The sequence below is a fragment of the Primorskyibacter sp. S87 genome (assembly GCF_049801055.1).
Classification (GTDB): Bacteria; Pseudomonadota; Alphaproteobacteria; order Rhodobacterales; family Rhodobacteraceae; genus JBNAGF01.
The window spans coordinates 47,495-67,907 of sequence record NZ_JBNAGF010000001.1 but is presented as its reverse complement, the minus strand read 5'-3'; the positions used below and the strand labels follow the sequence as shown (position 1 = coordinate 67,907).

The window sequence follows — 20,413 nt, the reverse complement described above, 5'->3', positions numbered from 1 at the left end:
GTTAACCCTGTTGTTTCTGACACTCGCGGGCGTATTCCAGCGCCTTTGCCGTGCCTTTCAGATCGATCGCCATAACCTGCTCACCGGTCTGGCCGTAGACCGTCATCACCTTGCGGCTTGCGATGGCATGCACGAAGTTGCGGTCATCAAACGCCACGATCGCGCCGGGGACGTTCTTCAGACGAACACCTGTAGCGACCCCGTTGAAACCCTCTCCATCAAGATCAAAGGTGATGTTGTATTGTTCGCCGGTCTTGATATCACCCCAAGCCTTGTTGAACACGACAAAGTAACCGCGATCGCTGTTGGCGTCATAACCGAGCCGAACAACGGAGAGATCCTCGTAAACCGTTTGGATCAGGCAACCATTTCCCATGGCGGGATCGACCATGAGGTTCCAGCCATGCACGAAACCCTTGTCGATCAATTCCTGCGCTGAAACCAGCGATGGCGCGGCGAGGCCAAAAGCAAGAGCGATGGCGCGGAGCGGGGTGCGGAACATGGTGTCTCCTTGGACAAATGGTTGACGCTTGACATGTCTAGCGGAATTGCAGCCAAGACCAACCCCCAGTTACCGCCATGGCACCGGAAAGGTGAGGATTCCCAGAATTTCCGCTGCCAATATGCCGTGCATCTGCGACTCAGGATGCCCAGATCCCGACACTGTGACCGGAACTCCGAAAATTCTGTGGTAAACTGAAGTGGGGAACGCGGATCGGCCCGCCCGGTCGCGTCCTGATTGCCGGGCCTTTTCCGCGGGGAAACTCCCCAGGAAAGGATACGGTTATGGCAAAAACAATTGGAAATCCATTAAGCTGGACAGCCGGAAGGGTCGGAGATGCCTCGGAGCATCTGTCGGATTCGGTGTCGCAACTTGGCGGGACCGCAGAGGCTTCGCCACCCATGGTGCTTGATCTCAACTTTGGTGACGTCCGGGCCGCGTTGTTTGCCGGTTACGAGGACTTCAAGGCGTGCCGGGCCGATGTGATCTTTATCGCTGTGGTTTACCCAATCGCCGGTCTGGTTCTCATGGGGCTCGGATTGCAGATGGAACTGCTGCCGCTGCTCGCCCCTCTGGTCGCCGGTTTCGCGATCCTCGGCCCGGTTGCAGCGGTCGGACTTTACGAGATGAGCCGGCGTCGGGAACAGGGAAAGGAAGTGCACTGGATCGACGCATTCGGAGTGTTTCGCTCACCATCCAGCGGTGCAATTCTGATCCTCGGCTTGTATCTGACGGGACTGTTCGTGACTTGGATGATGTGTGCACAGGCCATTTACGCCCAGACCCTGGGGCCGGAACCGCCCGCCTCGGCCGGGGCCTTTATGCAAGACATCTTCACCACCTCGTCAGGCTGGTCGATGATCGTCACTGGCCTTGTGATCGGGGCGCTGTTTGCGGTGGTGGCACTGGCCATCAGTGTGGTGTCGTTCCCACTGTTGCTCGACAAGTCGGTGGGTGTTCCTGTCGCCGTCGTGACATCGGTGCGCGTCCTGCGACGCAACCCGGTCGTCATCCTGAGTTGGGGATGCATCGTGGCCGGGGTGTTGGTTCTGGGCGCATTGCCGATGCTGCTTGGCCTGATCATCGTCGTCCCGATCCTTGGCCATGCGACATGGCATCTGTATCGCCGGGCCGTCGCCTGACGACCGAGTACCCGAAGGGCTCGGACCAACGGTCCCGAGCCGACCTGTTCCGCGGCCCGGGCAAAAGATCACAAAATTGAAATTGGCCAGATCAGCCTGAAACCTTCAGGACAATCTTGCCAATATGCCCAGAGCTTTCCATGCGCGCATGCGCCGCTGCGGCTTCGGACAAATCAAACTCGCTGTCCATGACCGGCGCTACCTTTCCCGCTTCGAGTAGGGGCCAGACGGCCTCGTGTAGGTCCTGTGCGATTCGAGCCTTGGCCAGATCGCTTTGCGGACGAAGGGTGCTGCCCGTTATTGTCAGGCGCTTGACCATCACCAGTGCGAAATTCAGTTTCTCTACCGGCCCTTGAAGAAACGCAATCTGAACCAGCCGGCCATCTTCGGCCAGTGCTTTGACATTGCGAGGGATATAGTCACCACCTACCATATCGAGGATCAGATCAGCTCCGCCTTCTCCGCGCATCACCGAAACGAAATCTTCTTCTCGATAGTTGATTGCCCGTTCTGCACCAAGATCGAGACATGCCTGGCACTTTTCTTCCGATCCGGCGGTGACAAAGACACGGGCACCGAATGCACTGGCCAGTTGGACGGCGGTCGTCCCGATACCGCTTGATCCCCCGTGAACAAGGAAGCGTTCACCGGCCTTCAGCCCGCCCCGGTTGAACACGTTGGACCAGACCGTAAAGAAGGTTTCGGGCAGGCAGGCGGCCTCTTTCATGCCCATACCGGCAGGCACCGGCAGGCAATGGGCTGCGGGCGTCGCCACATATTCAGCATATCCGCCGCCGGGCAGCAAGGCGCAGACCTTGTCCCCCTCCGAAATGCCTTCGACTCCGGGGCCGACAGAGACAACTTCGCCGGATGCTTCCAGCCCAGGCAGGTCGCTGGCACCGGGCGGGGGGTCATACGCGCCTGCCCGCTGGAGGGCATCTGGTCGGTTCACGCCGGCATAGGCCACTTTCAGAACCACCTGACCATGTCCCGCTTGAGGTACCGGACGATCGGTCAGCTTCAGTACGTCCGGCCCGCCGGGTTCGCAGATCTCAACGGCGCGCATCATCTCGGTCATCGGGCATCCTCTTTCATTTTCTGCCTGCCTAGCATCCGGACAAGGCGCTGCAAACCGGGCATTTATCCTGAAATGTCGTTACCGCCGGGGGGTCAGCGTCCCGGGCAGGTCCAGCTTGTCCAGTTTTGCCGGAGCCTTGATCTGACTGGCCAACCACTGAGGCCCCGCCATGAACGGTTTGAGCACGGGATTTTTGCGGATATCCGCTTTGAGCTTCTCGATCTGCATCACGTTTTCGATCCGCCGGTCAAGGAACTCCCATGTGGCCTGATGATCGGGGCTGTCGTCACCCAGCCAGTAGAGAACCGTTGCCGAGTAGACCCCCGACAGGGTCGCCCGCTTCGTGTACCAATTCAGATCATCCGATCCGTCACCGAGCTCGGTCCAGATCAAATCGCAGGTGTTCCAGATTGCCTTTGCCCCGTCGGGCGCGTTCTGTGGCAACGAAAACAGCGTTGCGCCTCTGCGCACTGCCTCTTTGTCATCCACAGCCTCGAGGCGGAACCGCACGGCAGCTGCAATCTTTTCGCGGAACTTCAGCGCCCCGAGATCTTCTGAGCGCAAGCGGTTCACCATGGCTGCGTCGCCGCGCGCATGATACGCCAGAGCCAGATCAAGTGCTCCGCGGGGGCAAACCGCCTGGGCAAACCCAATGTCCATCTCCGAATCATTGATGGCAGCCTGGAACGTGCTTTCCGACCAGCCATCAAAGGGAACATGGAGCAGTGCAGCATTCAAAAGGGTGTCTCTTGCGGTCTCATAAGCAGTGGTCATGATGTCTCTCCGATCCGAAAAGCGCGTGCTGGACAAGTTAGTCCTGCTTTGCTATACGGCCAACTCCTGCAATTTCCTTGCAACTCTTACTCTAGAAAGGTGGTGACAACCACATGCAGGTTAGTGTTCGCGACAACAATGTCGATCAGGCGCTCCGTGCCCTGAAGAAAAAGCTGCAGCGCGAAGGCGTGTTCCGTGAAATGAAGCTCAAGCAACATTTCGAGAAGCCGTCCGAGAAAAAAGCGCGCGAGAAAGCTGAAGCGATCCGCCGTGCCCGTAAACTGGCACGTAAGAAAGCACAGCGCGAAGGTCTTCTCTAAGATCTCCTCGCCGCAATCAGCACAGCTGGTTCTGACGCTAAAGTTGACGACCCCCGTGGCATCGCCCGGGGGTTTGTCGTTTTTCAGGGGCAAAAAAGAAAAGCGCGGCGGGGCTAACGCGTTGCTCTACCTGGCATTGGCCTGAATTCTCCCCCCGCAGCGCTTTTGTCTCAGTAGATTTTCGGGACGTATAGCTCGTCTGGAAGAACCTGCCGTTCGTAATCAGGATTGTAATGCCGTTCCGGCAAGGAAACCTTGTCGCTGGGTACATCCTCATACGGGATCTGCGACAGAAGATGTTCGATGCAGTTCAACCGTTCGCGTTTCTTGTCATTGCCTTCGACGATATACCACGGTGCCTCCGGAATGTTGGTGCGGGCGAACATCTCTTCCTTTGACTTGGTGTATTGCTCCCAGCGAATACGCGACTCCAGATCCATCGGGGACAGCTTCCATTGCTTCATCGGATCATGGATCCGCATGAGAAAGCGCAGTTGCTGTTCTTCGTCAGTGATTGAAAACCAGTATTTCAAAACGATGATGCCCGAGCGAACCAGCATCCGTTCAAATTCCGGAACGTCCTGAAAAAACTGCTCCACCTGATCTTCGGTGGCGAACCCCATCACTCGCTCGACCCCCGCGCGATTATACCATGATCTGTCGAACAGAACGATTTCACCACCCGACGGCAGATGCGGCACGTAACGCTGAAAATACCATTGGCTTTGTTCACGACGGCTGGGGGCCGGCAAAGCAACAACGCGGGCCACGCGCGGGTTTAGACGCTGGGTAATCCGCTTGATCACACCGCCCTTCCCGGCTGAATCCCGCCCCTCCATGATGATCAGAACTTTGGAATTGGTGTGCTGCACCCAGTCCTGCAATTTGATGAGTTCGGCCTGCAACCGCAGCAAGTTGCGGAAATAGACCTTGCGGTCGAGCATGTCAGGATGCTGGCCTCGATAGATCTTGCGGATCTCCATCGACAGCATTGGCTCGCTGAACTCGATTTCGAAATCCTCATCGAGAGAGTCTTCGAGCTCGGCTTCCAGCCAGTCTTTGCGTTGTGATTCCGACTCGTTAACCAATCTCTGTTCCTTTCGAAGTGCTTCTCTCGCGCCTTTCGACGCTAACCCAATCAATTCTTCCGCGTGTGACCCCCTACCACCTTAAAACAGGTGTACGGCCCGGCTCCAGACGATCGCATGAGCCGACTTGTCGCAACATGCGGAAACCAAATTCCATTCGATCCCCTGCCAACAAACAGATCAGCCCGGAATCCGATCCATATCAGGAAGGCCGACCTTTGACTGCGGCCGCGTGCTTGTCCTTACCAACGAGATAGTTCGGGGCATTAAGTGGATCAACTGCGACATCAGACCGGCAGTGCCGTTGTCTTGAACACGGTTCGCAGCGCGAATGAGCTCTGCATCTGCGCCACCCCGGGCAAACGCGCCAGATACTGCCGGTGAATACGGGCGAAATCTTCGGTGTCCTCTGCGACCACCTTCAGAATGTAATCCGCCGTTCCTGCCATGAGGTGACATTCCAGAACATCCGGGATCCGAGCGACCGCCTTTTCGAACGCATCCAGCAATTCATCCGCCTGACCCTGCAGGGTGATTTCTACAAAGACAGTGGATGGTACACCCATTTTACGCGCATCCAATAAAGCAACGTAATTTCGGATGTACCCGTCTGCCTCCAGTCGCTGCACCCGTCGATGGCAGGCCGACGCCGACAGGTTTATCCGTTCGGAGAGGTCCGCATTCGAAATCCGCCCCGATCTTTGCAGCACATCCAGAATCCGTCGATCCGTCGCATCAAGCCCCATTTCTGCAAGATCCTTCACAAAATTCGCAAGATGGTAAGAGAATATCCGAACCAGATGCCCATTTGCAGGGGGAAGTTTCAAAAACATTGCGGTCAAGGGCGCCTAAAATTGCGGCAACTTGCGAACAGGAGGATTCAAAATGAAAATCGGGTGCCCAAAAGAGATCAAGCCACAGGAATTCCGGGTCGGCATGACTCCGAACGCCGCGCAGGAAGCTGTTGCGCATGGCCACGAGGTCGTGATCGAAACCAACGCCGGCCATGGATCGGGTTTCGAGGACGCCGACTACATCGCCGCTGGCGCCAAGATTCTCGATACCGCTGAGGAGGTATTTGCCACAGCCGACATGATCGTGAAGGTGAAGGAACCGCAAGCCGTCGAACGCAAGATGCTTCGCGAAGGCCAGTTGCTGTTTACCTATCTGCACCTTGCCCCGGATCCTGAGCAGACCAAAGACCTGCTGGAAAGCGGCTGCACCGCCATTGCATATGAAACCGTGACCGACGATCGCGGCGGGCTGCCGCTGTTGGCGCCGATGTCCGAAGTTGCTGGCCGACTGGCCCCGCAGGTCGGTGCCTGGACCCTGCAGAAGGCCAATGGCGGACGTGGGGTTCTGATGGGCGGTGTGCCCGGTGTCGGTCCTGCTCGTGTCGTCGTGATCGGCGGTGGTGTCGTGGGTACGCACGCAGCCAAGATTGCAGCCGGTATGGGCGCCGAAGTCACCGTTCTTGACCGCTCGCTCCCCCGTTTGCGATATCTCGACGACGTCTATGGCAACCAGTTCCGCACCGGCTATTCCTCGGCAGGCCTGCTCGAAGAGCACCTGAGCGCAGCCGACATGATCATCGGTGCGGTTCTGATCCCCGGAGCGGAGGCCCCGAAACTGGTCCGTCGCGATCATTTTGCCGGCATGAAACCCGGTGCGGTGCTCGTAGATGTGGCGATCGATCAGGGCGGCTGCTTCGAAACCTCGAAGGCCACCACCCATGCCGATCCTATCTATGAGGTCGATGGCATCATGCACTATTGCGTTGCCAACATGCCGGGTGCCGTGGCGCGGACTTCGACGATCGCCCTTGGAAACGCCACGATGCCGTTCCTGCTGGCATTGGCCGACAAGGGATGGAAACAGGCCTGTGCAGACGATCCACACCTGCTGAACGGGCTTAACGTCCACGCCGGTCAACTGACCTACTTCGCGGTCGGCAAAGCGCTTGGCATCGACGTCGTGTCACCCAACCTGGTCATCAAGTAATCCAGATCTTCCAGATCGCCCCATAGCCCCGCGGCCTCAGTGGTTGCGGGGCTTTTTCGTTCCAGAAGCCCCTAATTTATCCGCATCCATTATTGGCAGATCAAAACCCGGCCGGATGCCACACAGTTTTGTGCCAACGCGCTGCATGCACCCAAATTTCAACCAGCAAACAGCCCGCAGGCTGGTCCTGTAGGTCGTCGCTCATACCGGCTGGGAAAAGTGAGTGTGGTAGCGTGAGGCGGACTTGAACCGCCGACCCCAGCATTATGAGTGCTGTGCTCTAACCAGCTGAGCTATCACGCCATACTCACCGGCGCGAAGTATCCAAGCTGGGCGGCGGTGTCAAACAGAAAAATGACATTTCAGACCGCCACCCAAAAATTTCCCGAGCGCCAATTTCGCTCAGGCAGATTTCTTGATTTCCACCGTATGTGGATAGGGGATCGACACACCCTTAGCGTCAAAGGCCTCTTTGATCGACTTGGTCAGTTCGAACTTCACGTCCCAGTAATCTGCAGCGTCGCACCACAGTCGCGCAGTCAGGTCTACCGAACTGTCACCAAGGTTGGTCACGCGCACCCAAGGCTCTGGATCGTCGTGAACACGAGAGTCAGCCTTTGCGATGTCCAGAATGATCTCCATCGCCGTATCGGCGCTGTCGTCGTAGTCGATACCGAAAACCAGATCGACCCTGCGGGTGTCATGGGCGGAATAGTTGGTAATGATCGACCCCCATGCCTGACCGTTGGGAACGATGATCTGAACATTGTCGGGCGTTACCAGTTCGGTGGTGAACAGGTTCAGATCCTTAACCGTCCCCGACGTTCCACCAATGTCGACAAACTGGCCCAGCTTGTAAGGCCGAAACACAACCAGCATGACACCGGCGGCCAGATCGCTGAGCGTGCCCTGCAAGGCAAGCCCGATCGCAAGAGAGGCCGCGCCCAGAATGGCAACGATACTGGTGGCCTGAATTCCGAAAATTCCGAGAACAGCCACCAGAACGATGGCCAGAACCGCCCATTTCACAAGGCTGGCAAAGAAGTTGCCCAGCGTTGGGTCAATATGCTCATTCGAGTTGACCCTCTTGCGAACAATTGCGCCCAATCGACCGGCAAGGATCCAGCCCACAATAAGGACCAGCAACGCCTTGCCAGCATTCATCAACACAGCGGAAAACGGCCCGCCTATTACCTCTTCCATTTCAATCTCCCTGCTGTGGCGTGGGAAATCCCGCCATCATGCAGCTACAGAAACGAAAAATGGCGGGCCGGTCCAGTTGCTTTAGCCGGGAATTTTCCCCGTCAGCACGTAGCGTAGGATTTCAACGACCTGCGCAGGTTGCTCGGCAACAGCCAACGCGGCGGCGTGAACTTCCTTGAGCGGGTGCTGATGCTCGGGCGGATTCAGAACGATGATCGACTTGCCCAGTGCTGAGGCATAGCCAGCATCGAACGCGGCGTTCCACTGTTTGTATTTCTCGCCAAAGCGCACCACGACGACGTCCGCATCGGCAATCCCCTTGCGGGTCCGGATCGCGTTGACCATGGCGCCCTTGTGGTCATGCCAATATTTGTTCGGTTCCTCGCCAAGGATGGCGACACCACAATCGTCCGAGGCATCGTGATCGGTTACGGGGCTGTTGAATTCTACGGCCAGATCGGCAGCGCCTTCGATGATCTGCTCGCGCCAGTCGGTGTGAATTTCGCCAGAAAGATAGACGTTCAGGGGCATGGGCCACTCCTAACATTTTGTGATTTCTTCGGGCATGCCATCGCCCGAAGACCGGCCGCCGCGCCGCGCTCTCCTACAGTGTTACTCCGGGGAAAGCAAACGAACGACTTCTTCATCGGATACCTGTCCGAACTGCCTGTAATGTACCCCGACGGCGATAAACGGGGTCGGTGTTTCGAGACAGATGACGCGGTCCGCCTCAGTTTCCAGAATCTCTCTGGCGTCTTTCGGAGCTACGGGCACGGCAACCCAGATCGCGCTAGGGCCTTGCTGACGCAGAGCCTTCACAGCAACCCGAACCGTGGCCCCTGTGGCGATCCCGTCATCGACAAGGATTGCCGTCCGACCTGCCACCGGTTGCTTCTGCCTTCCTTTCAGGTAGACATCCCGCCGTCTTTCGATTTCTGAAAGGAGTTTTGTGACTTGCCCCTTGAAATCAGCAGGCGACAGGCCTTGCGACGCAAGGCTCCGATCGTTGAAAAGCGTGATCGGCTCAGTGCCGCCCACTACGGCACCGGCTGCATATTCCGGGTTGCCCGGCATACCAATCTTGCGCACCAAAAGCAGATCTAGTGGCGCCCCCAGCCTCTCTGAGACCTTGACCGCAAGTGGGACACCACCGCGCGGCAGAGCCAGCACCAGCGGATTTTTCGGGGTCTGTTCAGCGACCGCGTCGGCAAGGCGAATTGCCGCCTGTTCCCGATCTTCGAACATGCCGGCCCTCCTGTCAGCACAAGCCAACTATGCCAGCTTGGCCAGCCTGCCGCCATAGCCCGGCCCATAAATGACGAAACCCCGGCACCAGACCGGGGTTTCAGATTTTCTGGGTAAGAGCGGTTTCAGCCGCGCAGCACGCCGCCCGTCGCCTTCGAAACCTTTTCGACAATCTTCGCTGCGACAGCTTCGATATCCTTGTCCTTCAGATTCTTTTCCACCGGCTGAAGACGCACAGTGATCGCGAGGGATTTCTTACCTTCGCCAACAGACCCGCCGATAAACTCGTCGAACACCCGGACCTCTTCGATCAGAGCCTTGTCGGCACCGGCCGCGGCATTGACCAGCGTTAGCGCCTCGACATCGACGTCCACCACAAAGGCGAAGTCACGCTCGACCGCCTGAAGGTCACGCAGTTCCAAGGCCGGGCGCGATGCGCCGGATTTACGCGGCATCGGCACTTCTTCCGGCCAGATGGTAAAGGCCATGGCCGGTCCTTTGACGTCCATTGCCTGCAGGACACGGGGGTGGAGTTCGCCGAAAACACCCAGAACTTTCTTTGGGCCAAGGCAAATCTTGCCATGCCGTCCCGGATGCCACCAGCTTTGCGCGCCCCGCAGGATCTGCACCTTGGACGGCGCACCGATAGAAGCCAGAACCGCCTCGACATCGGCCTTGACGTCAAAAACATCAACTGGGCGGGAAGCGCCCTGAACATCCTTTGGGCCGGTTCGGCCAACCAGAAGTCCGGAAATCAACGTGTGCTGTTCACCCGGCTCGCCGCCGTGAAAGGCCGGCCCGACCTCGAACAGCGCAAGATCCATGAAACCGCGAGCCTGATTTCGGGCCGCCGCCTGCAACAACCCCGGCAGCAGAGCCGGGCGCATGTGGCTCATTTCCGAAGAAATCGGGTTTTCCAGTTTTGTTGCGTCATCACCACCGCCAAACAGTGCCGCCGAGGCCTGATCGATGAACGTGTATGAAACGCACTCGTTGTATCCCAAGGAAGCACAGGTCCGGCGCGCCATCTGCTGACGCCGCTGGCCGGGCGTCATTACCGGTTTCGGGATGCCTTCACACAAGCGCGGCAAGGGTTTGCCCTGCAGTTTGGTCAGGGACGCAATCCGCGCAACTTCCTCGACCAGATCCGCCTCGCCCAGGATGTCGGGACGCCAGCTGGGAACATGCGCCATGTTGCCCTCTAGCTTGAAGCCCAGTCGGGTCAGGGTCTGGCGCTGATCGGCCTCGGGGATTTCCATCCCGACCAGAGACTGCACACGATCGGCATCCAGCTTGTAGGCGCGGGAGTGATCCGGCACCTTGCCGGCAACCACGACCTTGGACGCTTCGCCGCCACAGATATCGAGGATCATCTGTGTGGCGTGTTCCAGCCCCTCAATCGTGTATTCCGGGTCTACCCCGCGTTCAAACCGGTAGCGTGCGTCCGAATTGATCTTGAGCGCGCGACCGGTCAGAGCGATCTGCACGTGATCCCAGTATGCGCTCTCGAGAAATACGTCGACCGTGTCCTGGGTGCAGCCGGTTTCCTGTCCGCCCATGATTCCGGCGATGCTTTCAGGGCCGTTGTCGTCCGAGATAACCATCATGCCGGGCTGCAGGGAGTATTCCTTTTCGTCCAGCGCGATCAGTTTCTCTCCGCCCTTGGCGCGATGCACGATCAGGTTGCCCTTGACCTTGTCCACGTCAAAGACATGCAGCGGCCGATTGTGATCGAAAGTCATGTAGTTGGTGATGTCCACCAGCGCCGAAATCGGGCGCAATCCGATTGCCTTCAGCTGATCCTGCAGCCATTGCGGGCTGGGGCCGTTCTTGACGCCGCGAATGACCCGACCAGTGAACAACGGGCAGCCATCCAATGTGTCATCGGCAATCGTGACGTTGATAGGGCTTTTGAAATCACCCGGAACAGGCGCATAATCCCGCACCTTCAGAGTTCCCAGTCCGCGCGCCGCCAGATCGCGTGCGATGCCCTGAACGCCCAAGGCATCCGGGCGGTTTGGAGTGATCGCAATCTCGATGACGGGATCAACCTTGGAGGGTTCGTTCTCAGCCAGCCAGTCGACGAACCGGTCGCCGACCTTGCCGGTAGGCAGTTCGATGATACCGTCATGCTCGTCCGAAAGCTCAAGCTCGCGCTCCGAGGCCATCATGCCGTAGCTTTCGACGCCCCGGATCTTGCCGACACCGATGGTGATATCCAGCCCTGGCACATACATGCCCGGTTTGCAGACGACCACGGTGATGCCTTCGCGGGCATTGGGCGCGCCGCAGATGATCTGCATCTCGCCCTCATCGGTCTCGACCTTGCAGACCCGCAGCTTGTCGGCATCGGGGTGCTTCTCGGCATGTTTGACATACCCAAGAGTGAAATCCTTGAGCCGGTCGGCGGGGTTGGTGATCTCTTCGACCTCAAGGCCCAGATCGGTCAGAGCCTCGGCGATCTCGTCCACGCTTGCGGTGGTGTCGAGGTGGTCTTTCAGCCAGGAGAGGGTGAATTTCATATGCTCATTCCGTCTCGTTTGACAGGCAGATCCTGTCGGAAATCAGTGGTGATGGAATTGCTCCCACCGAAAGCTCACCGCGACAGGCCGCCATGCAGGTTTGGCATATCGAGGCTTGCAAACCCGTAGTGGCGCAGCCAGCGCAGGTCTGAATCGAAGAAGGCCCGCAGGTCGGGGATGCCGTATTTCAGCATCGCCAGACGGTCGATGCCGATGCCGAAGGCAAAGCCCTGATAGACCTCGGGGTCGATGCCGCCGGCGGCGATCACCTTGGGGTGGACCATGCCGGAGCCCAAAATCTCCATCCAGTCGTCGCCTTCGCCGATCTTCAGCGCGCCGCCCTGCCACGAGCAGCGGATATCGACCTCGGCCGAGGGTTCGGTGAACGGAAAATGCGAGGCGCGGAAGCGCAGTTCCACGTCGTCGATCTCGAAGAAGGCGCGGCAGAACTCCTCCAGCACCCATTTCAGGTTCGCCATCGAGATGTCCTTGTCCAGCGCCAGCCCTTCGACCTGGTGGAACATCGGCGTGTGGGTCTGGTCGTAATCGGCGCGGTAGACACCGCCGGGACAGATCACCCGGATCGGGGCGCCCTGCTTCTCCATCGACCGGATCTGCACCGGAGAGGTATGGGTGCGCAGCACATGCGGCGGGCGATTGTCGCCCTCGGCGCGGTGCATATAGAACGTGTCCATCTCGGCCCGCGCGGGGTGGTGGCCGGGGATGTTCAGGGCGTCGAAATTATACCAGTCGGTCTCGATCCGCGGGCCTTCGGCCACGGAAAACCCCAATTCGGCAAAGATCGCGGTTAGTTCTTCGCTGGCTTGGCTGATCGGGTGAATGGTGCCCTGCCGGCGCGGACGTGAGGACAGCGTCACATCGAGCCATTCGGTGCGCAGCCGTTCGTCCAGCGCCGCATCGGCAAGGGCGGCTTTCTTGGCTGCCAGCGCCGAGTTGATCTCATCCTTGAGCGCATTGAGTGCCGGGCCAGCCACCTGCCGCTCTTCCGGATTCATCTTGCCCAGTTCGCGCATCTTCAGCGCAATTTCGCCCTTCTTGCCAACTGCGGCCACCCGGATCGCTTCCAGTGCGGCTTCATCAACAGCCTCAGCGATCTGGCCGAGGTATTTTCCCTTAAGATCGTCCATGACGGTCCTCTGAATTTTGTCGTGAACCTGCTATCACAGCAGGGTGTGAACGCAAGGGGTTGGAGAGATCCGACAATTCATCTGACCTCGGGGCAACAGGTCCCGTCACTCACCATCCGTGGCCTTTGTCCGCATGGCAAACTGGTTGGCCGCCAGATTTTCGAGCGCCTGTGGGTCTAGCGCTCCGGGCTCTGCGAACGGGTTCGACAGCGAAACGATCAAAAAGAAGACAATCCCGGTGTAGCCGCCAAAAATCGTGATTAGCGCCACGTTGATGGCGGTCGGTGTGAAGGCGAAATAGGCGATTGCGACCAGAACAATGCCCGAGACCCCGGCAAACCAGAAAGCCGACAGGTTTGTGGCAAATGAGAAGCTTTCGCGCTTGTCCCTCAGATCGGCAATTGTCGCCAGATCATCCAGCATGCTGTTTCGCAAGGAAACTTGCCTTGGCGTTGTGGCGCTCAGGTCCAAGGTAATCAAATAGATGTTTTCCCAATGCTGCCATGCCTTGGGGTCGAGCCTGCCGGACAGCGCAAGAGACTGCCACTCAAACTCCAGCACACGATCCAAATACGACCGCAGGCTGGCACGAACCGCGTCCTTCTGATCGCTCCCGTGGTGTTCGATATCAAAATAGATGTCTACCAGCGAAGTTGCTTCGTCGATGGTCGTCCGTTGCAGCTGCTGAAAGCTTTGAATCTGTTGGGCAAAAATCAAGGCCAGGATCAGCCCATGCAACGCCGAAATCCGAAAAACGACCGAACCTGCCAATTCCCGTGTTTCCTGGGGAATGTCCCGACCGGCAACGACATGGGCGACATAGTAGCTCAGACAGGTAAAAAGTATGACCCCAAGAACGATCGCCGCAATTGTCAATGTTACACCAAGCACGTATCGCTCCCGTCTGGTGGCGCTCCCAATTTGCAGTCTGTTGCCCGTTGCTGAAATGATCGCATGAACCAACCGGACGGGAAAGAGCTTCGTAGTGGGAGCGCACAGCCCGGCTTGCCGGTCTCTTTTCGAGCCTTGTTCAAGAACGTTTTTGAGTAGTGAATCTGTTTCGCGGCGCGGAATCACCTGAGTGCTTCGCTATGCTTGCCCTTAAGGCAACGTTGTGGGAATGTTGCGCCGATCTGACAGGCCAAGTGTTTTTCAAAATCCGGAAATTTGCGCCCAAATGGCACGTGTAATTGCTGTAAATCTGGCCATTCTTCTGGGCCTTCTCGTGATCCTTGAATTGATTTTCGGAACTTGGTTTTCGCGTGAGCATGCGCTCTATCAGTTCACGCAGGTCCGCGATCAGGTGATTATCCGCGAAAACCCGCTTCCCGAGCAGATCTCGGGCGGGATCGAAACCATCACTTACACACGGGATGCCTATGGTTTTCGCGGTCTCTCCAGCCCGGTTTCCGAGATTGATATTCTGACGGTGGGCGGGAGCACCACCGACCAGCGCTGGATCGACGACAGCCAGACATATCAGGCGGAACTGGAAGGCATCTATTCCGCCGACGGCAACGACGTCGAAATCGTGAACGCCGGGATCGATGGACAATCAACATTCGGCCACATCCAGAACTTTGACTCCTGGTTTGCCAAAATTCCGCAAATGAAAGCCGGGTACATTCTGTTTTACATTGGGATCAACGATGCACTCATTCTGAAAGGCGAAACCCTTTTCGACGACATGCAGACTGCGGGGATGGCCACGCAGGTAAAAGGGTTCATCAAGGAGCACTCTGCCGTCTTCCAGCTCTACCGAGTGGCGCAGGGGCTGATGGCCGAAAAACCCATTCGCCACGAATTGAACCGCAGCAACATCGCGGATCAGCAGGAACTGACGGATAAACCACTGATCTCAGGGGAAATGGCACCCCACTTGCAAGCCTCACTGGATGGGCTGGCCAGCCGGGTTGCCGAGCTTGATCGCCTGACACGAGAGTTTGGCGCCATTCCGATTTTTGTCACCCAACGCAGTGCGCGCTGGCTGCGGCGTGATGGCAAAGTGCTTGGGATCGCAAAATACGAGCCGGATTTCTTCGAACTTGTCCGAAAAACCCTGCCGCCCCAGTTACAGGAACTCAACGGCGTGGATTTCTACAATTTCGAACGCGCGACTGCCGACACAATCATGGCTACCTGTCAAAACAAGCAAGCCATCTGCCTTGATTTGGTAGCCGAACTCGATTTCGACAATGCGGCCGATTTCTACGACGCAATCCACACCACACCCGCTGGCTCTCGCCAGATCGCGCGATATCTGCATGCCAAGCTGTCCGAGTTGGGCATTCCCGAAAGCTGAAACTCCCAGAGCCCGGAAACGAAAAAGAGCTGCCCCGGTAGAAGCAGCTCTTGAGGATTAATCTGCAAGACCGTTTAGGCGGTCAGAGCAGCCTGTGCTTTGGCAACGATGGCGCCGAATGCTTCGGGTTCATGCACGGCCAGATCAGCCAGAACCTTGCGGTCCACTTCGATGCCGGCCAGGGTCAGGCCGTTGATGAAGCGGGAATAGGTCAGTGCCTCGTCATGCGAACGAACCGCAGCGTTGATACGCTGGATCCACAGGGCGCGGAAGTTGCGCTTGCGGTTCTTGCGGTCGCGGGTTGCATACTGGTTGGCCTTGTCGACGGCCTGACGGGCAACCTTGAAGGTGTTCTTGCGGCGGCCATAGTAACCTTTGGCGGCCTTTACTACCTTCTTGTGACGGGCGTGAGTCGTGGTTCCACCTTTAACGCGGGACATATCTCAATCTCCTCTTAGCGGTCGTAGGGCATGAAGCCCTTGACGATCTTAGCGTCGGGGGCAGAAAGGGTGGTGGTGCCGCGGGCATCACGGATGAACTTGCGGGTACGCTTGATCATGCCGTGGCGCTTGCCAGCCTGGCCAGCCATTACCTTGCCGGTGGCTGTCACCTTGAAGCGCTTCTTGGCGCTCGATTTGGTCTTCATCTTGGGCATTTCCGTCTCCTGTTCTCGGGTTCGGTTCGAAACGCGACTCGGCATGCCACATGAGCCGGTCGCGCGGTCAGAGCGGCCGTTTACGCAGAAACAGGACCGCTGGCAAGAGGGTCAGAGAAAAAATCAGTTCAGATATCGACCGATAACACCAAAAAAGACGTCGGGGATCTCGGCCACCCTGTATCCGCCGGGATTGGCGGTAACGGCATAAAGAATCAACCCGCCCGCCAAAAGGACAGACAACCCCGCAGCCCTCGGGGGTTGACCGTTACTGTAAGCGCGCATCACGGCCGGAACCGCAAAGGCGAGAAGCACCAAACCAATGATAAGCAACAGATCCGTATCCACGCTGCGCCCTCCTCATGGGAAACGCTACTCCGGATCGGTATTGTTAATCAAACGCTCATCGCAAGGCGCAACGCGCAGAATATTGGTCGTTCCCGGCACATTGAACGGAACCCCGGCGGTGACCACGATTTGATCCGATTCATCTGCAAACCCTCTGGATCTCGCAGCCCGCGCCGCATTCACGACGGCCCCCTTGAAGCGTTCCAGTTCGGCAGTCATCACGCAGTTGCAACCCCAGCTGAGGCACAGGCGCCGTGCCGTACCCTTGAGTGATGTCATTGCAATGATCGGAACGCCGGGCCGTTCCCGCGCTGTCAGCAATGCGGTGGTGCCGGATTGGGTAAAGCAGCAGATCGCCTTGATTTCGGTTTTTTCCGCAATTTCGCGCGCGGCGGCCACGATCGCATCGGCGACGCTGTTTCCCTTGGCCGATCGCGAAGAAGAGATGATCTGGGTATAGGTCGGATCGGCCTCCACTTCGATCGCCACCTTGTCCATTGTCTGGATGGCTTCGACCGGATACTGACCCGCCGCTGATTCAGCGCTGAGCATGATCGCGTCCGTGCCCTCATAGATTGCCGTGGCAACATCCGAGACCTCGGCGCGCGTAGGCATTGGACTTTCAATCATGCTTTCCAACATCTGGGTTGCCACGATCACCGGCTTGGCCGCTGCCCGACACTTGCGCACCATTCGTTTCTGGATCGGCGGCACCGCCGAAACCGGCAGTTCAACACCCAAATCGCCACGCGCCACCATGATGCCATCCGACGCATCGAGGATTTCGTTGAACGCCTCCACCGCCGCAGGCTTTTCGATCTTCGAAAGGATCGCTGCGCGACCATCCGCCAGCGCCCGCCCCTCGTGCACGTCCTTGGCCCGTTGCACAAAGCTCAACGCAAGCCAATCGACGCCGAGTTGGCAGGCGAACTCGAGATCGGATCGGTCCTTCTCCGACAAAGCTGCCAAGGGCAGGACAACGTCGGGAACGTTCACCCCTTTGTGGTTTGAAATCGTTCCACCTGCGATCACCGAGCAATCGGCAAAATCCGGACCGCATTTCTCAACCTTTAGACGGATCTTGCCGTCATTGACCAACAGCGTGGCTCCGGGATTGAGAGCTTCGAAAATCTCGGGATGCGGCAGACAAACCCGCGAAGCATCACCTAGTGTTTTATCGAGATCAAAGCGGAACGGCGCTCCGTCTTCGAGTTCCTCGGCCGAGTTGGCAAAATCACCGACCCGCAGCTTTGGGCCTTGTAGATCAGCGAGAATTGCAATCGGGCTGTCGAGATCGCGCTCCACCTGCCGGATGATCCGGTGCTTTTCTCGGATTTCATCCTGGGTTCCGTGGCTCATATTCAGACGGAACACATCAGCTCCGGCTTCATGCAAGGCCCGGATCATGTCGTAACTATCCGAAGCCGGTCCCAGTGTGGCTACGATCTTTACGTTACGTTGACGTCGCACGCGATTGTTCTCCTTAGTCTGATTGCCGCTTGCGATGTTACCGCAAACAATTCCGGATCGCTTATGACCCAATTCCCTTTTGGGGGCAACTGGCCTACACCTGCGGCAAAAGAGATGACAGGCTGATGACATACACCCCGTTTTTTGTTCATGGCGAAGATCGCCCCGCCCGTTGGCTGATCACTTGCGACCACGCTACCAACATTGTGCCACCGGCGGTCAACGACGGCGATCTGGGGCTCTCGCGCGAGGATATGGAGCGGCATATCGCTTATGACGTAGGCGCCTACGAGGTGGCAAAACACCTCGGAGAGATCCTGAATGCGCCCGTCATCGCGGCCAACTTTTCGCGGCTTGTCATTGATCCGAACCGCGGCGAAGACGACCCGACCCTGCTGATGAAACTGTATGACGGCTCGATCATCCCGGGCAATCGGCACGCCGACAGCGTCGAGCGGGAACGCAGGCTGGACATGTGCTATCGGCCTTATCACGAGGCATTGGGCCGGTTGGCCGCCCTGCCCCATGCGGTTGTCATATCCATGCATTCGTTCACCCGCCAACTGCGGGGACGCGATCCCCGCCCCTGGCATATCGGCGTTCTGCACACCAAAGACGAGCGGTTCTCCCGGCCACTCATTGACCGGCTTCGGGACGAGAGCGATCTATGTGTAGGCGTCAACGAACCTTACACCGGGTTTCTACCGGGAGATGCGATCGACAGGCATTGCACGACCCATGGACGCCCGAATGCTCTGATTGAGCTTCGCAATGACTTGATCGCCGACCATGATGGCCAAAGGCACTGGGCTGAACGTCTGGCGCCTCTGTTTCAAGACGCGTTGGAAAACAGCGGCTTATAACGCGGCGTCAGCGCGCCGGTTATCCCGGCTGGTATTCTTGCACGCTTGGGGTCTCTACCCCAGATTGGAGGCAAGGGAACATTCCAGTATCGGAGATCCGCATGACCCAGGAAACACTCACAACCCTCTTTGGTTGGATGACCGTTCTTAACTTTGGGTTCCTTCTGCTCACATCGATAGGTCTGCTTGCATTGCGCGACTGGGTGACCGGGGTGCACGCTCGCATGTTTGACATGGAACCGGCGGATGTGCGTGCTGCATACTTTCGGTATCTGGCCAATTTCAAGACGCTCTGGCTCTTCTTTTGCCTCGTTCCGTGGCTGGCGCTAAAGCTCGTCTGACAGTTGCGGCAGCACGAACTGCCTTACCTGGCCTCCAATGCGTGGGACGTCAGCGGCGATCGAGACCTCGCCAATATTGTATCCCTGCCCACTGGTTGATACGCCAGTTTCAAGAATAGAAACCAGACCACCCCGGAGCTCTGACATGGACCAGCAAACTGAGATCGAGATTCAGGCCGCAGCCTTCCGCCGGCTTCAGAAACACCTGATGGAAGACCGTAAGGATGTACAAAACATCGATATGATGAACCTTGCCGGGTTCTGCCGGAACTGCCTGGCACGCTGGTATCAGGAAGCCGCCAACGACAAGGGCATCGAGATGGACAAGGAAGCCGGTCGCGAAGCCTATTACGGAATGCCTTATTCCGAATGGAAGGACAAATACCAGACCGAAGCCAGCCTGGAAAAGCAGGCAGCATTCAAGGTCGCCTTCGAAGAGAATGTCGGCAAAGAAGGTTGACCTGCCTGCCACCCGCCGACCTTTGTGGCCGATGGGTGGCGCAGGCGGGGTACAAATCTGAAACAGAGTGGCTTCCTGCCGTCAGATCGCTGACTTGCGGCTCTCGTCCAGATAGATCTCGCGCAGACGCCGCGCGATCGGGCCCGGCGTTCCGTCCCCCAGTTGCACGCCATCGATTTCAACCACCGGCATCACAAAGGCACTGGCGGAGGTGGTGAATGCCTCATCGGCTGATTTCGCTTCATCGACGGTGAAAAGACGCTCTTCGACCTCCATCTGCGCTTCTTGCGCCAGCCGGAGAACTGCTTTGCGGGTAATGCCGTGCAGAATATCCTTTGACAGCGGCCGGGTTACGATCTTGCCGCCCTTTACAAAATAGGCGTTGTTCGATGTGCCTTCGGTGACATGACCGTCTTCGACCAACCAAGCGTCATCGCAACCCGCTGCCTTGGCCATCATCTTGCCCATCGAAGGATAGAGAAGCTGCGTCGTCTTGATATCGCGGCGTCCCCAGCGCACATCCTCGATCGATATGATGCGGGCACCTTTCCGGGCTGCCGGGTTATCTGCCAGACCGGGCTTGTTCTGGGTAAACAATACCAGCGTCGGCTTGACCTCCTCTGACGGAAAAACAAAGTCCCGGTCCCCGTCCGACCCGCGTGTCACCTGCAGATACACCAGCCCTTCGTCGATTTCGTTCAGCCGCACAAGTTCACGGTGAACTTCAAGCAACTCTGTTTCGCTGCACGGTTGCTGCATGTCGAGTTCGCTCAACGAACGCGCAAGCCGAACTGCGTGACCGTGAAAATCTATCAACTTGCCGTCCAACACGCTGGTCACCTCGTAAACCGCATCCGCCATCAGGAACCCACGATCGAAGATCGAGACCTTGGCTTCGGTTTCGGGCAGGTATTCTCCATTCACGTAGACGGTGCGGGTCATGTGTGTTCC

Annotated in this window: 23 protein-coding genes and 1 tRNA gene; 7 read left to right on the top strand and 17 right to left on the bottom strand. The window is 57.8% G+C overall.

Annotated features, from left to right (window positions below; translation table 11 throughout):
- Position 1: 1 nt before the first annotated feature.
- Positions 2 to 502 carry a hypothetical protein gene (locus ACP15U_RS00380; protein WP_425043136.1) on the bottom strand — a complete coding sequence of 167 codons (501 nt, stop codon included), beginning with the start codon at positions 500 to 502 and terminating at the stop codon, positions 2 to 4.
- A gap of 284 nt (positions 503 to 786) precedes the next feature.
- On the opposite strand from ACP15U_RS00380, the gene ACP15U_RS00375 reads away from it, so the two are divergent.
- A complete protein-coding gene (locus tag ACP15U_RS00375; RefSeq protein ID WP_425043135.1) occupies positions 787 to 1,644 on the top strand; it encodes a DUF2189 domain-containing protein in 858 nt (285 codons plus the stop codon).
- A gap of 91 nt (positions 1,645 to 1,735) precedes the next feature.
- On the opposite strand, the gene ACP15U_RS00370 is transcribed toward ACP15U_RS00375, so the two are convergent.
- Positions 1,736 to 2,722: an NAD(P)H-quinone oxidoreductase gene (locus tag ACP15U_RS00370; RefSeq protein WP_425043134.1), complete on the bottom strand. Its 987-nt coding sequence runs from the start codon at positions 2,720 to 2,722 to the stop codon at positions 1,736 to 1,738.
- A 78-nt stretch (positions 2,723 to 2,800) separates the two neighbouring features.
- Positions 2,801 to 3,496 carry a COQ9 family protein gene (locus tag ACP15U_RS00365; protein WP_425043133.1) on the bottom strand — a complete coding sequence of 232 codons (696 nt, stop codon included), beginning with the start codon at positions 3,494 to 3,496 and terminating at the stop codon, positions 2,801 to 2,803.
- 113 nt (positions 3,497 to 3,609) lie between these two features.
- On the opposite strand from ACP15U_RS00365, the gene rpsU reads away from it, so the two are divergent.
- Positions 3,610 to 3,816, top strand: coding sequence for a 30S ribosomal protein S21 (gene rpsU, locus ACP15U_RS00360; RefSeq protein ID WP_005614280.1), 207 nt, complete (start codon positions 3,610 to 3,612; stop codon positions 3,814 to 3,816).
- Between the two features lie 170 nt (positions 3,817 to 3,986).
- Here the strand turns inward: rpsU and ppk2 are convergent, their stop codons facing one another.
- Together ppk2 and ACP15U_RS00350 are read right to left on the bottom strand one after the other, a co-directional pair.
- The gene (gene ppk2 / locus ACP15U_RS00355) at positions 3,987 to 4,904 is read right to left on the bottom strand and encodes a polyphosphate kinase 2 (protein WP_425043132.1); all 918 of its coding nucleotides are present in this window, start codon (positions 4,902 to 4,904) and stop codon (positions 3,987 to 3,989) included.
- Between the two features lie 287 nt (positions 4,905 to 5,191).
- Positions 5,192 to 5,650, bottom strand: a complete 459-nt coding sequence (locus tag ACP15U_RS00350; protein WP_425043714.1) for an Lrp/AsnC family transcriptional regulator — start codon at positions 5,648 to 5,650, stop codon at positions 5,192 to 5,194.
- Positions 5,651 to 5,789: 139 nt separating this feature from the next.
- Here ACP15U_RS00350 and ald point away from each other — a divergent pair, with 139 nt between their 5' ends.
- Positions 5,790 to 6,905: an alanine dehydrogenase gene (gene ald / locus ACP15U_RS00345; protein ID WP_425043131.1), complete on the top strand. Its 1,116-nt coding sequence runs from the start codon at positions 5,790 to 5,792 to the stop codon at positions 6,903 to 6,905.
- Between the two features lie 226 nt (positions 6,906 to 7,131).
- Here ald and ACP15U_RS00340 read toward each other — a convergent pair.
- From ACP15U_RS00340 to ACP15U_RS00310, 7 genes are all read right to left on the bottom strand, one after another.
- Positions 7,132 to 7,208, bottom strand: a tRNA-Met gene (locus ACP15U_RS00340).
- 99 nt (positions 7,209 to 7,307) lie between these two features.
- Positions 7,308 to 8,108: a mechanosensitive ion channel family protein gene (locus tag ACP15U_RS00335; protein ID WP_425043130.1), complete on the bottom strand. Its 801-nt coding sequence runs from the start codon at positions 8,106 to 8,108 to the stop codon at positions 7,308 to 7,310.
- A gap of 81 nt (positions 8,109 to 8,189) precedes the next feature.
- Positions 8,190 to 8,639, bottom strand: a complete 450-nt coding sequence (locus ACP15U_RS00330) for a YtoQ family protein (RefSeq protein WP_425043129.1) — start codon at positions 8,637 to 8,639, stop codon at positions 8,190 to 8,192.
- An 81-nt stretch (positions 8,640 to 8,720) separates the two neighbouring features.
- Positions 8,721 to 9,353: a phosphoribosyltransferase gene (locus tag ACP15U_RS00325; protein WP_425043128.1), complete on the bottom strand. Its 633-nt coding sequence runs from the start codon at positions 9,351 to 9,353 to the stop codon at positions 8,721 to 8,723.
- A 125-nt stretch (positions 9,354 to 9,478) separates the two neighbouring features.
- Positions 9,479 to 11,875, bottom strand: a complete 2,397-nt coding sequence (pheT, locus tag ACP15U_RS00320) for a phenylalanine--tRNA ligase subunit beta (protein ID WP_425043127.1) — start codon at positions 11,873 to 11,875, stop codon at positions 9,479 to 9,481.
- A 74-nt stretch (positions 11,876 to 11,949) separates the two neighbouring features.
- Positions 11,950 to 13,023: a phenylalanine--tRNA ligase subunit alpha gene (gene pheS, locus ACP15U_RS00315; RefSeq protein ID WP_425043126.1), complete on the bottom strand. Its 1,074-nt coding sequence runs from the start codon at positions 13,021 to 13,023 to the stop codon at positions 11,950 to 11,952.
- A gap of 105 nt (positions 13,024 to 13,128) precedes the next feature.
- On the bottom strand, positions 13,129 to 13,914 hold the full coding sequence (locus tag ACP15U_RS00310) for a hypothetical protein (protein WP_425043125.1): 786 nt from the start codon (positions 13,912 to 13,914) through the stop codon (positions 13,129 to 13,131).
- Between the two features lie 286 nt (positions 13,915 to 14,200).
- On the opposite strand from ACP15U_RS00310, the gene ACP15U_RS00305 reads away from it, so the two are divergent.
- Positions 14,201 to 15,325: a hypothetical protein gene (locus tag ACP15U_RS00305; RefSeq protein WP_425043124.1), complete on the top strand. Its 1,125-nt coding sequence runs from the start codon at positions 14,201 to 14,203 to the stop codon at positions 15,323 to 15,325.
- A gap of 74 nt (positions 15,326 to 15,399) precedes the next feature.
- Here the strand turns inward: ACP15U_RS00305 and rplT are convergent, their stop codons facing one another.
- The 4 genes from rplT to pyk form a co-directional block, all read right to left on the bottom strand.
- On the bottom strand, positions 15,400 to 15,765 hold the full coding sequence (rplT, locus tag ACP15U_RS00300; RefSeq protein WP_425043123.1) for a 50S ribosomal protein L20: 366 nt from the start codon (positions 15,763 to 15,765) through the stop codon (positions 15,400 to 15,402).
- A 14-nt stretch (positions 15,766 to 15,779) separates the two neighbouring features.
- Positions 15,780 to 15,980, bottom strand: a complete 201-nt coding sequence (gene rpmI / locus ACP15U_RS00295) for a 50S ribosomal protein L35 (RefSeq protein WP_027263382.1) — start codon at positions 15,978 to 15,980, stop codon at positions 15,780 to 15,782.
- A gap of 123 nt (positions 15,981 to 16,103) precedes the next feature.
- Positions 16,104 to 16,328: a hypothetical protein gene (locus tag ACP15U_RS00290; RefSeq protein WP_425043122.1), complete on the bottom strand. Its 225-nt coding sequence runs from the start codon at positions 16,326 to 16,328 to the stop codon at positions 16,104 to 16,106.
- 24 nt (positions 16,329 to 16,352) lie between these two features.
- The gene (pyk, locus tag ACP15U_RS00285; RefSeq protein WP_425043121.1) at positions 16,353 to 17,798 is read right to left on the bottom strand and encodes a pyruvate kinase; all 1,446 of its coding nucleotides are present in this window, start codon (positions 17,796 to 17,798) and stop codon (positions 16,353 to 16,355) included.
- A gap of 125 nt (positions 17,799 to 17,923) precedes the next feature.
- Between pyk and ACP15U_RS00280 the strand changes: the two genes are divergently transcribed.
- The 3 genes from ACP15U_RS00280 to ACP15U_RS00270 all read left to right on the top strand — a co-directional run bounded on the left by ACP15U_RS00280 (position 17,924) and on the right by ACP15U_RS00270 (position 19,462).
- A complete protein-coding gene (locus ACP15U_RS00280) occupies positions 17,924 to 18,661 on the top strand; it encodes an N-formylglutamate amidohydrolase (RefSeq protein WP_425043120.1) in 738 nt (245 codons plus the stop codon).
- Positions 18,662 to 18,762: 101 nt separating this feature from the next.
- Positions 18,763 to 19,002 (top strand): DUF6868 family protein, encoded by a 240-nt coding sequence (locus ACP15U_RS00275; RefSeq protein ID WP_425043119.1) that lies wholly within the window; start codon positions 18,763 to 18,765, stop codon positions 19,000 to 19,002.
- 145 nt (positions 19,003 to 19,147) lie between these two features.
- On the top strand, positions 19,148 to 19,462 hold the full coding sequence (locus tag ACP15U_RS00270; protein WP_425043118.1) for a DUF1244 domain-containing protein: 315 nt from the start codon (positions 19,148 to 19,150) through the stop codon (positions 19,460 to 19,462).
- Between the two features lie 81 nt (positions 19,463 to 19,543).
- Here ACP15U_RS00270 and ACP15U_RS00265 read toward each other — a convergent pair whose 3' ends face one another.
- Positions 19,544 to 20,404, bottom strand: coding sequence for a D-amino-acid transaminase (locus ACP15U_RS00265; protein WP_425043117.1), 861 nt, complete (start codon positions 20,402 to 20,404; stop codon positions 19,544 to 19,546).
- Positions 20,405 to 20,413: the final 9 nt, after the last annotated feature.